Here is a 13,494-nt window from a genome sequence, read left to right as displayed (position 1 = left end):
ACGCGTTAGCTTCCTCTTCACAAGAGCGCGCGACAGATGCTCAACCTAGGCGCGTCAGCTCATAGTCAGCTAGACCTCTTACCATCGTCGGTAGAGCTCGAGCGGCGCGAGCTCAGCACCCCCAACCGTACCGACAGGAGAGAGATCCGATGTATGGCCGAATTGTTGGCTCATCCAGCCAATCCACAAGCGCTACCCAGGCTGATGAATCGAGGCATTCAGATGACGAGGGCTTTGCGGAAAGGCTTGCAGGCATGGCGCCCGATGCTGGCCCAAGTTCGTCTCAAGCAGCGACACGGCCGTACTCCGTAGTTTCCCGACCTCCGATCGAAGAGATCGACATGGATACCTTCGGGGAAGAAGTGAAGGCCTTCTATAGCGATGACATCAAGCACATTGCCGATAATCCACTGGAGTACTCGGATTTCATATCCACAAAAGCTGAGCGCGCAGCAAACGTTGCTAGAACCCACGGTCACACCGACGAAGATTCGGACGAGGCGCGATATTTCGCCTATCGATTGGGTGACAAAACTGTTGGGCTTCTGAGAACAGAAGGCGGACTTCGGGTAGGAGGAAGGCGATTCAGCGCCCAATTTCCCGGTCGAAACGCCGTCACATCCCAAGTAGATCTTCGGGTTACTCATCCGCTCGTCGAGAACGCTGGCGATATTCTACTGGAGCATCAGCTTCGGGAGGACGGCGAGCGAGCATTGATTATGTCAAAACCTGCGTTGCCAGGCATCGAGCCCCGTCTGGCTCAGATGGGCTTTGTTCCTGTGAGTGATAAGAATCACTGGGTGCTTGATCCTCACCAGCATCCCGACAAGTGGACGCATAACGCTGAAGGTAAATGGCAACGGGTAGGCAAACGTGAAGGATATCTCGCCGCCGAGAGTAGTGGTGCTCAGGCAAGAATCGAGCGAGCTTCGAGTGAAGCAAGTGATGAGACAGAGTCGTCCGGCGATGACACGTCTTGGTACTTCGAACGCCTTAATCTAGGCCCGGGGTCGGCTGCCGAATAGTCGCTGTGGGCGAGGCCGGACCTGGTGACTACTGAGCTCATTGAGTATGTTGCTGCAGGAATGGCTCGCCACTTCAAAACGAGCTTGTGTTAGGCGGCGGGATCGCGCCCGGAGTGCTGCGCCGACCTGCGCTGGGCCGCTCGCCGCCAGTCAGCGAGCACGCGTAGCCGAATTGGATCCAATCCACGCATTCCATAAGGGGCCGCGACGTGTCGAGGCCTTCGGCTGCACGATGGCGTCGACCGTGACCCGCTTGAGGTCCTGATTGCGTAACGCGCCGCCTCGTGCGCCACCCGCAGGCTCTCGGCCAGCAACAGCTCCAGCTTGTCGCCAAGCCGCTTGCGCCAGTGGATCAGGTCCGAGCGCTCGTGCGGGAAGGCGTGCTGAAAGAACTCTTCGCCGGTGAAGTACTGAAAATACGGGTCGTGGAGCCAGCGCTCGCACATTCCCTCATCGGACAGGCCGTAAATGTGCTTGAGCAGCAGCAGCCCGATCACAAAGCGGGTCGCGATCCCGGGCCGGCCGTTCTCGCTGTACAGCGGCGCGATCTCGCCGTCGATCCAGTTCCAATCGACCTTGCCGGCGAGCTGAAGCAGCGCGTGCTTCATATTGATGATCTGGTCCAGCCTGGCCCGGAACAGATCGCCCGATCCCCTCGTCCTGTGCTTCTTCGGTCGCATCGCCACCTCCGATGCGACGACGGAATCATGGCTGCGATTCGACGGAATCCCGAAATGAAATTGCAAGTCCGATGCCCGGTGCACCAAAACCCTGCATTCGCAAACCAGCCCACACGACAAAATGCGATTCTAGCTCAATCGCTTAGCCGTTCTCCACGGACGACGAATTACGGACAGTTGGGAGATCCAAGTCGGCTCTTGGTTACCTAGCCTGCTATCTGCCTTGCAGGGCCAAATCAGCCTGAAGCTCGATGCACAAAAGATATCTCTAACTCATCCTCGCATCTTGCCGAAGCCGGCGAGCAAGTCGGTGCAGACGGCTTCGGGCCTCTCCGTCGCGGCTTATTCACTGGAAGCGCATACGCGCGACAACTTACTTTTCCCGATTGCCAGCATCCGCTCCATGTCGGGCAAGTTGAGCATGCACTTCGACCCCGGGACGATTGCTAGGATAAGCGTCCAGTTTCTTCCGTAGATCGCGCGTAGCAGCGGCTCATTCAATCCGGTTGGGCCACACGCGCCAGCGCGGCCCTCCCACCTGCTACCTGTCATCAAAAGGATTGTTAGAAACCGGACATTCCCGCGCAAGTTCCAGGGCCTAGAATCAATAGCAGATGGTTCGCCGCACCGGAAGGACGCGGCGCGCCCGCTGTAGATGCGACAGGCGAGTACTATTGGCCATTATCTGGCCCAGCGACAACCGACCCGCTCGTATAGGAGGATCGACCAGCGACGCGAGATTTAGCACGACTGGCAAATCCGGTCGGTGGGCCAGCGATCGCATCGGGCTCATACCGCGGAGCCGCAGATATGGTTGAAAGAAGAACCGCTCCTCATTCTCGGCACGGGAATTGCTGTCCCGCTCCTCGAACGCGACTGCTGCCAACGCATGTCTGGAGTGCGGCGCCTTAGGGCAGCCTCTCCATTTCTATCGTTTGAACGCTCGCACCGAGAATACGATTGTGCAGCCGCAAATCTCAGGGCCATAACCCAACAACGCAATCGTGGTGAGATGGCTTGCCAGGCTAGGCGTCCGTTCGCCACAGGAGGAACGAGATGAATGATCGGAATGTGGCCGAAGTCGATCTTCACAACCTACAGGTCTCGGATCCGCTGATTGGGAAATGCCAGCAGCTGGTCAGGGAAGTGGCAATTCCCTACCAATGGGAGGTGCTGAACGATCGTGATCCCGAGGCGATACCGAGCCACGCGGTAGAGAACTTCCGCCTTGCCGCTGGACGTGCGAGAGGGGAGTTCCATGGCACGGTTTTCCAGGACAGCGACGTCGCAAAATGGCTTGAGGCGGCTGCATGGTCGCTATGCCAGGCACCAAATACAGACCTGGAGAAAGCCGCCGATGAGCTGATTGAATTGATTGCGGCCGCCCAATGCGGCGACGGCTATCTCAACACCTATTTCATACTGAACGCGCCTCAGGAGCGCTGGACCAACCTAGCGGAGTGCCACGAACTTTATTGCGCGGGCCACTTGATTGAAGCGGGTGTCGCGTTCTTTCAGGCGACTGGCAAACGGCGATTGCTGGAGGTCGTTTGCAGGCTTGCTGACCACCTCGGCACAGTTTTCGGCCCGGAGCGCGGTCAGTTGCACGGCTACGATGGCCATCCGGAAATCGAACTTGCGTTGGCACGCCTCTACGAAGCGACAAAGGAGCAGCGATATCTCACGCTAGCCAATTATTTCGTGGAGCAACGCGGCACGGAGCCGCACTTTTACGACATTGAGTACGAGAAGCGCCAGCAATCCTGCGTCCCCAAATCAGACTGCATGCCTTGGATGATAGAAAACAAAGCGTATAGCCAAGCGCACTTGCCGCTTTCGGAGCAGCGGACTGCAACTGGTCATGCGGTTCGTTTTGTATACCTCATGACCGCGGTAGCTCATCTCGCGCGTCTGCGCCAGAATGAGCAGCAGCGCCAAGCTTGCCTACGCCTATGGCAAAACATGGTCCAGCGCCAGATCTATGTTACTGGAGCCATCGGCTCGCAAGGCGCCGGCGAAGCGTTCAGCAGCGATTACGATTTACCGAATGACACGGCGTACGCGGAAAGTTGCGCGTCGATTGGCCTGATGATGTTCGCACGCCGTATGCTGGAGATGGAACTGGACGGGCGCTATGCGGACGTGATGGAGCGCGCGCTCTACAACACCGTTCTCGGCAGTATCGCGTTAGACGGACGTCACTATTTCTATGTTAACCCGCTCGAAGTGCATCCCAAAACGCTGAGATTTAATGGCATCTACAATCATGTCTCGCCGGTGCGACGACGCTGGTTTGGCTGCGCGTGCTGTCCACCGAACATCGCACGCCTTTTCACATCGATTGGTCATTACATCTACACGCCCCGCACCGACGCGCTCTATGTAAATCTCTACGTTGGTAATAAGGTGGCAATATCCGTCGACGGACATGCGCTGCGGTTGCTCATAAGCGGCAGCTATCCCTGGAGAGACGAGGTGGAAATCGCCGTCGAATCTGCGCCGCCAATTGCCCACACGCTCGCCCTGCGCCTGCCGGAATGGTGCAGCTCGCCGCAGGCGAGCCTGAACGGCGAGCCTGTGAATTGCGAACCGCGCAAGGGCTATTTGCACATTCGCCGAACATGGCGGCAGGGAGATCGCGTCACACTATCGCTGCCGATGCAAGTGCGTCGCGTATACGGCCATCCACAAGTTCGCAATTTGGCCGGCAAGGTGGCCATCCAGCGTGGCCCGTTAATTTATTGTCTGGAGGAAGTCGACAACGGGACCGAGTTACACAACGTTTGGCTTCATGCAGACAGCCGGTTTTCCCTTATCGAAGGAACTGGTCTCTTTAACGGCAAGATTTTGCTGCAAGCCAACGGGGCGCGGTTGCAACACACGCATTCCGAAGAAACGGCGCTTTATCAGTACGACAAAGTGCCTGGACAACTAGAAGCGCAGCAGCTGACATTCATTCCGTGGTTCAGCTGGGCTAACCGCGGCGAAGGCGAAATGCGGATTTGGATAAATGAGCGTTGACGCCGAAAGCGCGGATCGCGCTTCCACGAGTCGAACTTAGATTGCGTTTCCGGCGCAGGCGATATCGTTGGTCAAAGTCTGAAATCCGGCCAAAACTATGGGAGGCGGCTCGTCCGCGAGCTCCACGGGAAGGTCGAAACGAAAACCCGGACATGAGGCGGTCCGGCGGATCTCCGGCGTCAGTAGGTCAATCATCGATCGACCGGATTTCTAATGGAGGAGCATCCTCGGACGTGCTCGCGGCCTCTCATCAAACCTGATGATGGCACGAGCGTGCCGCCGTGTCGTTCAGAAGGAAGCTCTATGACAAGCCAGCGTGAGGGCAGCCACGTCAGGTTTTGGTAAGCCAGGCTCCCTATCAGCGCCGCTGGGCCTAACAAGCCTAAACTAGATGCGGAAATGTATGTCCGACGGGAGCACCAATCGCCATGTATAATCGGATCAATGGCTCGTCCTACTTCCAATCCTCTCACTTTGCCGAAAGTGATGAGCAAATCGACGCCGACATCTTTGCGGATGCGTTCGCCAATATGCGCTTAGCCGAATCTGGCTCGAGTGGCGGTTCATCTTCGGCAACAAGACCGTATTCGCTCGTTTCAACCCCTCCCATAATGGAGTTCAACGATCGTCAGTCATTCCGAAAAGCCGCGGAGGCCTATCATGACGACGAAATCAAGTACATCGCCGACAACCCCCAAGAGTACTCCGAGTTCGTGTCCGCCAAGGCAAAGCGAACTGCAGAACTTGCCAAAGACTACGGGACAACCCGAGATTCCGAGAATGCGCGATACTTCAGCTACCAATTGGGCAACAAGAGTGTCGGACTTCTAAGAATGGAAGGCGGCGACAGCATGACGAAGTTCGACGTCAAAAGGTGGAAGGAGCTGTTTCCTGGGCGATCCGGGACGACCTCTACCGTAGATCTTCAGGTCGTTCATCCGCTAGTCGAGAACGCTGGCGATATTCTGCTCGAGCATCAACTTCGAATGGAAGGCAAACGGCCGCTGCTCAATTTGCGTCCAGCTAATGCGGAAGCAAGAGCACGTGCGGCAAAGTTGGGGTTCGTCGAGGTTGACGCCGACAACATGGTTCTCGACCCAGAGAAGTCAGACAAGTGGATAAGGAATAGCGACGGCGAATGGCAGCGAAAAGGCACTGCTGCGCGGTATCTTTCCATAGATGACGACAGTGAAGGCAGTGATACCGAGATCCCAGCGAGCTCCTCACCATACGATTATGAGGATGATTTTATGTGACCACGGGGTCCCGGGATATGGCCCCATGGAGTAGGCCCATCTAGCCTGCTCCGGGCTCCCCTGCGTTTATTGGCATTTCGGCTGGGAGTTCTTCTGAGTCGGCTCAGAATACTACCCCCACAGTGCCCCTTGGCTTAGCGGTTGCTGATCCGTTTGCGCCTTGGAAGTAGGGGCTCACTGCGCAAGGCAATTGCGACAATGCTCGCTGCGGCGAGAACCTGCATGGGGTGCCGCCAAAGTGCGCCCGGCCGCCCAGGGGCCGGGCGTGCTGCGCGGAGCAGTTTGGACTGCTTGGAGGCAGAAGTCTTCTACAGATGACGCCTACGAAGTAGTAAGGGCGTGGGCGCCTGGCGTGAGTCGGTGGGCAGGAAACGCACAGCGAACCGGCGGCCCGATGGACAAGGCTGGTCGGCATGCGTCAACGGACATAACGACGTCGTGAGCAGAGCATCGTGCAGAGCTCTTTCACCAGAAAAGCCTCAACACAAGACGTGAGGCGGTTGTCCTGGGCGAAGCTCCGTTGGCGTGGTCACTGCAGTCGGGCTGCGCACAGCCAATCTCCTGCTTTGTCGAGCGCTCTCAGCCAGCTCCGCTCTGCAATGGAATATATAGCCTCGATCCAGACGGAGTTAAGAAGTGCTTAGGGTCGTCGATTGCTTTGGGTGAGCATTACGTTGAACGTCGACCTGCAGAATGAGTCGAGCTGGCGTGCCCTCCGGCCCTCGCAGCGACAAGGTTGTTCTGCACCAATGTAGCCGCCCGGCGATAGTCGGTAAGGCATCCACAAGGCAACAATTGGCCTCTCGCTCGCCTGATTTTAGAGCAGCGTGTCCGACCGCGAAGAGGTTGATCGGTGGCGAGATCGTCGTCGCATGAGCGTTAGATCGGACATGAACTCAAGCGCTGCAGGTTGATTGCGTCAGATCCCGATTCGGCCGCCACACGCCTTCAGTGCGGTGTCGATGTACTCGATTAACGCTTGTCCGCCAAAGGGTTTGGCAAGGAAGCCAATCGCTCCGGCGCCCAGCGCTGACGCGCGCACGCGGTCGTTGGGGAAAGCAGTAATGAAAATGAACGGTGCGTCGTAACCACGCGTCCGCATCTCTGCCAACAGCTCCAAGCCGCTCATAGCCGACATCTGCACATCGGTAATGACACAGGATGTCTCGTTCAACTGCGGCGACCGCAAGAGTTCCTCGGCCGACGCAAATATTTGGACGATGTAGCCACGCGATTTCAAAAGGTTCTCTGTCGCCGCACGGACTGAGGCGTCGTCGTCAACGACGGAAATCAAAGGCGTGGACAAGACGAGCCCTCCTGACGCGGGAATAGCGGCTGCAAGCATTAGCCACCTTCGGCGAAAAGTGGGCTTGAGTGACGAAATTGTAAAATCATACTTGGGTTTGTTCAGGACGATTGGCGCGAATTCCCAGCGTCTCAGTCATTCTGATCAAGTCGGCCAGCGACCGGGCACGCATCTTTTTCATGACGTGTCCCCGGTAGATCTTGACCGTAATTTCGGCGAGCCCAAGCTCGGCGGCTACTTGCTTGTTCATCAGGCCGGCAGCGACCAGTTTCATCACCGCCTGCTCGCGCGGGCTTAAGGTCTCAAATAGAGACTGCAGGTTCGCGACGGTCTGCTGAGCCTCCCGTCTTTTGCGATCGCGTTCGGTCGCCGCAACCACGGCATCGAGCAGTTCCTGATCGCGAAACGGTTTGCTGAGAAAATCGACCGCTCCTTCCTTCATGGCCCTGACGGTCATGGGAATGTCGCCATGGCCGGTAATAAAAATGATCGGAATATGTATGTTCAACCTCGCGAGCTCGGTCTGGTACTCAAGGCCGCTCAAGCCTGGCAGCCGGACATCAAGAACTAGACAGCTAATAACGTCCGGAATTGCGCTCTGCAGCATTTCGCGGGCCGATCCGAATGCAACGACGTCCAACCCAACCGATTTAAAAAGGTTCGTAAGCGAGCGACGCATGGAGATGTCATCCTCGACGACGAAGACGATCGCCTTTGTCGAGGCCTCGGCATTGCTGCCTTCACCTGGCGAGTCAAAGCGTCCTGTCACGAGACGACCTCCTTATGCAATGGTAGGGCAAACTGGAACGTCGCGCCCGGCCCATGTCTGTGGACCATTGACAGCCGCCCTCCGTGAGCTTCCACGATCGACCGGCAGATCGAAAGACCCATTCCAAGGCCACTCGACTTGGTGGTGAAGAAGGGATCTAAGACGCGGTCCGCGTCGTTCTCGGCGACCCCGACGCCGCAATCGGTCACGGCAAGCTGCACCTGCCCCATGTCGTTCTTTGATGATTGAATCAGCAGTTCGCGCGTCCGGTCTGTAACAGCGTCCATGGCTTCGATTCCATTCATCACCAGATTGATGATCACCTGTTGTAGCTGAATCCGGTCGCCGAGGATCGTAGGCAGCGCGGCCGTCAACTCGGTTCGTAACGTCACTCGGTGGCTCGCCAGCTCTCGTGTTACCAGCCCAATGACGTCCTTAACGACCTCATTGATATCGAGCGGCACCATCTCAATCTCCCCTTTCTTCGCGAGTGCACGAACACGACGGATCACCTCGCTTGCCCGGATTGCGTCTTCGATGATCCACTCCACCGAAGAGCGCGCGGCGGAAAGATCAGGAGCTTCGCGACCCATCCAACCGAGGCACGCATCGGCGTTGCTGATAATAGCGGCGAGTGGCTGGTTTATTTCGTGGGCGATGGAAGTTGTCAGCTCTCCTAACGTCGTTACACGCGTCACATGCGCAAGCTCCGCCTGTGCCTTTCGTAGTTCTTGTTCGGCTTCATCGGCGCGAATGGTAGCGGTGATGTCAGTGCTGACGCCACGGTAGCCGAGAAAATTGCCGTTTCCATCGAAAAACGGCTTGCCACTCGTGCGGACGTAGATCGGAGATCCTGTCCGATTCACGGTGCGGTAGACGAGATCCCGAAACGGGAGATGGGCCTCCAACGTCGCCCGATGCTGCCGCCACTTCTCGGGTTCCTCTTCGACGTCGCACGCAATGTCCCAGCGAAGCAGGCCCATCAATCCTGTCGCCAAAATTCCCGCAGCGCTGGTGTGCTCGGACAAGTGAGTGACCTGATGATCCGGCCCGGTCTCCCAGAGCCAGTCGGACGCTGTTTCGGCGTAGTCGCGAAAGCGCTGTTCGCTTTCGCGCAGCGCGGCAAGTGTGGTTTCCAGGCGTTCCCTAGCTGCGTGTTGCTCGGTGACATCCATATGTGTTCCGATCAGCTCGCTGACGTTACCATCGCTGCCGACCACCACGTGCGCAACGGAGTGTATGCGCCTTATCCCGCCATCTGGTAAAAGGATACGGAAATCATATTCGAACCGCCCCTCCTTGTGTTCAATCGCCTGGCGCTGCACCTCCTGCAGCCGCGGCAAGTCGTCCGGATGGATGCGCGATCGAATGGTCTCTATCGATACCGGTTCTTGTGGGTTAAAGCCAAGCAGACGATCGACCTCGGCGGAGCGATACACGAAATCTAGACCGTAGACGTCCCAGGACCAGCTGCCCGTGTGACTGAGATGCTGGGCTTCGGCCAGATAGGCCTCGCTGCGGCGCAGCTGCTGTTCTGCTCGCCTCGCCGCCGTAATATCCGTAGCTGCCCCAACGAACTCGATGTCACCAGAGGCAGTTCTCGTGGCTCGTGCCTGCGCATGGATGTGCTTCACCGAGCCGTCCGGTAGTAGCAACCGGTATTCGTGCTCGAAATCGCTCGGGTCTCGCATCGCTCGATCGATAGTTTCTTTAACCGAAGCCCTATCATCTGGATGAGTACGCTCAACGACGAGCTGCGGCCCCGGGACAGTCTCAGGATCCAATTGGAAAATCCGAAATGTTTCCTTTGACCAGAAGGCCTCGCCCGTAGTGGCGTTCCAGCTGAAGCTGCCTGTATGACTCAACTCCTGCGCCTGGGCCAAATGTGCTTCGCTCCGCTGCAGGGCAAGTTCGGTCCGCTTTCGCTCCGTGATATCTTCGCAGGCTATAAGGACAATGGGCTGGTCATCGGCCCAGAGCATGGCTTTGGCGTTTTCACGTACCCACAATACCGAGCCGTCCTTCCTGACTTTCTGGACGTCCCACGTGCGCGATTGTCCGATATCCTCAAGGCACGTCCGAACGCATTCGCGAACGAACGCGCGATCCTCCTCAAGAAATACGCCCAGCACGGATTGACCGATCAGTTCAGCACGAGCATAGCCGAGTTGTGTCGCGCCGAACGTATTGACGTTGAGGACAGTGCCGGCTTCATCGACCATGAAGTACATGGCCGGATTGTGCTCGAAGATTGCGCGCCACCGTTTTTCGCGATCCTCCAAATCGGCCGCACTCCGCTGAAGCTTGGCCGCAGCCACACGCGCAGCCTCTCTTTCCTGGCGGAGCTTTCCGATCAGGTGCGTTCCCACAATCGAGGCAATAAAGAATGCAACAACCACCGGAAGATCTTGGGGGTCATCGATTCGCAGGCTGAACGCCGGCGGCGCAAAATAGTAAGCGAGAGCAACGATGGCTAGGATGCAAAGCGCGGACGACGCGATGAAGCTGCCCATCAACGAAAACAGCAATACCACCAACAAATAGGCGAACGCCGTCGCGGCAAAATGCGCCTGAAGGTACAAGCAAGCCAGTGTTACCACGGCCAGCGTTATGCTGCCGAAGGTAAACTGAGGGGCTGAACATTTTAAACTGCTGATCTGGCTACGCATTTTGATACCGTCCGGCCTGTTCTCCGGCGGGAGAGCTATAACATTTTAGGCAAAAATGGGGCAATCCTCGGTACCAAGACCCGCTGGTGAGCGGTTCCGAGATCGATTGCTTGCTGCTGTACTGAGCACGCGCCGAGAAAAAACGCATTACAGACATACGTATAGTTGTCCTAAACCTTCCAGTATGGCGCAGGCTGACACGCCTGCAATCGAAGCTGAAATGTCTGCTTTCCTCCGCTGCCGATAGCCTCCGGGCAGGCGCTCGAGGATGCGGCCGAGGACAACCCCCTTAAGCCAGCGGTACGAGGACAGCGGCTGCAGGTCAGCCAAGACGTTGAGGCAAAACAATCAGGCGCGCCTCGCCGAACCCGGAAAGAAGAGGGACAAGCTTCCGGACCACTCATCTCGCCGGCCACGATCGGTCATGCGGAAGAAAGCGCAATGGTCATGTACCGAGACACGAAGGCGAAGTAACGCGACTGCTACCTATGCGTTCAGGCCGTCACGCGTAGGTGCGGAGGACTTGTCTCGAGTGGCTAGCCGGAACCAAGTGCGCACAGTGACGCCTAACCGACCCTAGCCGCGTGCGAGCCGCCACGGCTCCGTCGAGGTGCCATCTAATCCATGCTGATCACACCCATCACAGTCTGATGCGCAGCGCGCACCTTAACAACGATCACGAGTTGCGCCAGCAAGATCGCTACCACGTCGTTGGTCGGGCGAGGCAAATGCGGTGACCGCGCACATGGGCATTTGTAGGCGGACCAACAGCTAGGTCCGTCAGGCCGGACACGTTCTGTCGCAGTCCTGTTAACTTGCTCGGCAAAATGGTGCACAAGCGTTCAGATGGCCGGGAGCCTTGACCGCGAAAAACGCCCTTGAAAATGACTGTTGAAAAAAGCTCCCACTCTTTTGCTCGCGTGCGACATCTTTTCAGGGCGGCTGCCGGGGCGCAACGCGGAGCAAGGCGCAACTGGAGATCGCGCGAGAAAGTTCCGACTCGTGTCAAGTTGGTTGTGCCGCTTCGAATTACGAGAGATGTGGCTGCGTTTGCATTCGAGGCGTCTTCGAATGGCGGCGGTTAAGATTCGGGACCTACCTCATTGTGCTTGTAGTGTCGATAGTGGTGGGCTCGTTGAGCCGAGCCTGCAGCGTCGCGTGCTCGAGCTCGCCTTCCCACCAGGATACGAATACGGCGGCGATGCCATTGCCGGTGATGTTGGTAAGGGCGCGCACCTCGCTCATGAACTTGTCGATCGAAAACACGATTGCCATGCCCGGCACCAGCGCTGGGTTGACCACCGACAACGTCGCAGCGAGCGTGATGAAGCCCGCGCCGGTGACGCCGCTTGCTCCCTTCGACGTTAGCATTGCCACGAGCAGGATCGTGAGCTGCTGGCCAAAGGTGAGATCGACCCCGAGTGCCTGGGCAATGAACAATGTCGCAAGTGTCATATAGATATTGGTGCCGTCGAGGTTGAAGGAGTAGCCAGTTGGCACCACGAGGCCGACCACGGGCTTGGAGCAGCCCAGCCGCTCGAGCTTCTCCATCAATTGCGGCAGCGCGCTTTCAGAGGACGAAGTGCCGAGCACGATCAGAATCTCGTCCTTGATATAGACAATGAACTTGAAGATTGAAAAGCCGACGAGGCGCGCGATCAAACCGAGCACCACCACCACAAATAGCGCCGCCGTCGCGTAAAACAGCGCGATCAGACCGATCAAATTGCCGAGTGCTGCCGGCCCGAACTTGCCGATCGTGAAGGCCATGGCGCAGAAGGCGCCGATCGGGGCCGCTTTCATGATGATTGCGATTACGCCGAACACCGCGTGCGCCACGTCGTCAATCATGCCGCGCAGCCGCTCCCCACGGTTTCCCAGCGCCATCAGCGCAAAGCCGAATAGGATCGCGAACAGGAGAACCTGCAGAACATCGCCGCGAGCGAAGGCGCCGACCACGGTATCGGGAATGATGTTGAGAAAGAAATCGACGGTCTTCGAGGCTTCCGCCTGCTTGACGTAATTTGCGACCGCCGCAGCATCCGGCTTGACCGCAAGGCCATGGCCGATTTGGACCAGATTGCCCATAACAAGGCCCAACAGCAAGGCAAAACTGGAGACGATCTCGAAATAGACCAGCGCCTTGACGCCGACGCGCCCGACTTTCTTCGCATCTTGAATATGCGCGATACCAGATGTGACGGTGCAGAAAATAATCGGCGCGATCACCATCTTGATGAGCTTGATAAACCCGTCACCGAGCGCCTTGACCCAGTCGCTGGTCGCGACGGACGGCCATAGGCAACCGACCATGGCACCAAGCAAGATCGCGATCAGCACCTGGACGTAGAGAATCTTATACCAAGCTTGCGACGCGCGCGCGGGCGCCGCAGTTGCCATGGTGGTCATGACGCTTCCTTCCCGAATATACTCGAATGTGAGCCGCCGCGTCGTTGAGAGGCGACAGCGTCATGCGAGACTCATCATTTTTGCCGTGTCCGATTGAAGACGGTTCCGAGAGCCGGCGCGTCGTTCCAAAGGCAGGCGTTCAGTTACGTTATCTTTCTCGCTAAGCAAGATATGCACCAGATGCCCAAACTGCGGTCGATTAAGCAGTCGCGGACAAGCCGTGATCTCCGTGTGGCATCGCTTTGAGTGCTCGGACCACGTTCGCAAGGTCGAAGAAGAAGTTGCAGCGTGACTCGTATCTTGATCGGCTGCGCGCATTAGCGGAGTCACGTCTCGGCCTGGAAACTCTAGCGTGATCG

7 protein-coding genes and 1 pseudogene are annotated in these 13,494 nt (G+C 57.5%); 3 read left to right on the top strand and 5 right to left on the bottom strand.

The features are described from left to right. Positions 1–341 precede the first annotated feature (341 nt). Positions 342–1,025 carry a host specificity protein gene (locus AAE027_RS35210; protein ID WP_091881557.1) on the top strand — a complete coding sequence of 228 codons (684 nt, stop codon included), beginning with the start codon at positions 342–344 and terminating at the stop codon, positions 1,023–1,025. 210 nt (positions 1,026–1,235) lie between these two features. Here the strand turns inward: AAE027_RS35210 and AAE027_RS35205 are convergent. Continuing rightward, positions 1,236–1,705 (bottom strand): annotated as a pseudogene (locus AAE027_RS35205) (transposase); the annotation flags it as partial. 1,056 nt (positions 1,706–2,761) lie between these two features. Here AAE027_RS35205 and AAE027_RS35200 point away from each other — a divergent pair. Together AAE027_RS35200 and AAE027_RS35195 are read left to right on the top strand one after the other, a co-directional pair. Then, a complete protein-coding gene (locus AAE027_RS35200) occupies positions 2,762–4,726 on the top strand; it encodes a glycoside hydrolase family 127 protein (protein WP_370990506.1) in 1,965 nt (654 codons plus the stop codon). Positions 4,727–5,154: 428 nt separating this feature from the next. Then, a complete protein-coding gene (locus tag AAE027_RS35195; protein WP_370990505.1) occupies positions 5,155–5,982 on the top strand; it encodes an Effector protein NopP in 828 nt (275 codons plus the stop codon). A gap of 919 nt (positions 5,983–6,901) precedes the next feature. On the opposite strand, the gene AAE027_RS35190 is transcribed toward AAE027_RS35195, so the two are convergent. The 4 genes from AAE027_RS35190 to dctA form a co-directional block, all read right to left on the bottom strand. After that, entirely contained in the window at positions 6,902–7,327 is a 426-nt protein-coding gene (locus tag AAE027_RS35190; RefSeq protein WP_130212161.1) for a response regulator transcription factor, read from the bottom strand. A gap of 46 nt (positions 7,328–7,373) precedes the next feature. Continuing rightward, complete coding sequence (locus AAE027_RS35185) at positions 7,374–8,057, bottom strand: response regulator transcription factor (RefSeq protein ID WP_091881579.1); 684 nt, start codon at positions 8,055–8,057, stop codon at positions 7,374–7,376. Next, the gene (locus AAE027_RS35180; protein ID WP_370990504.1) at positions 8,054–10,726 is read right to left on the bottom strand and encodes a PAS domain S-box protein; all 2,673 of its coding nucleotides are present in this window, start codon (positions 10,724–10,726) and stop codon (positions 8,054–8,056) included. Before AAE027_RS35180 ends, AAE027_RS35185 begins: the two co-directional genes overlap by 4 nt. Positions 10,727–11,821: 1,095 nt before the next feature. After that, positions 11,822–13,135, bottom strand: a complete 1,314-nt coding sequence (gene dctA, locus AAE027_RS35175) for a C4-dicarboxylate transporter DctA (protein ID WP_130212163.1) — start codon at positions 13,133–13,135, stop codon at positions 11,822–11,824. Between the last annotated feature and the right edge of the window lie 359 nt (positions 13,136–13,494).

The organism is Bradyrhizobium sp. DN3, assembly GCF_041357655.1.
Lineage (GTDB): Bacteria > Pseudomonadota > Alphaproteobacteria > Rhizobiales > Xanthobacteraceae > Bradyrhizobium.
The sequence above is the reverse complement of the archived record's forward strand: the minus strand, read 5'-3'. Positions and strand labels throughout refer to the sequence as shown.

What these genes read in the sequence shown, in the direction of transcription:
- AAE027_RS35200 (WP_370990506.1), top strand. Translation starts at nt 2,762, where the DNA reads ATGAATGATCGGAATGTGGCCGAAGTCGATCTTCACAACCTACAGGTC.
- AAE027_RS35180 (WP_370990504.1), bottom strand. Translation starts at nt 10,726, where the DNA reads ATGCGTAGCCAGATCAGCAGTTTAAAATGTTCAGCCCCTCAGTTTACC.
- dctA (WP_130212163.1), bottom strand. Translation starts at nt 13,135, where the DNA reads ATGACCACCATGGCAACTGCGGCGCCCGCGCGCGCGTCGCAAGCTTGG.
- AAE027_RS35210 (WP_091881557.1), top strand. Translation starts at nt 342, where the DNA reads ATGGATACCTTCGGGGAAGAAGTGAAGGCCTTCTATAGCGATGACATC.
- AAE027_RS35190 (WP_130212161.1), bottom strand. Translation starts at nt 7,327, where the DNA reads ATGCTTGCAGCCGCTATTCCCGCGTCAGGAGGGCTCGTCTTGTCCACG.
- AAE027_RS35195 (WP_370990505.1), top strand. Translation starts at nt 5,155, where the DNA reads ATGTATAATCGGATCAATGGCTCGTCCTACTTCCAATCCTCTCACTTT.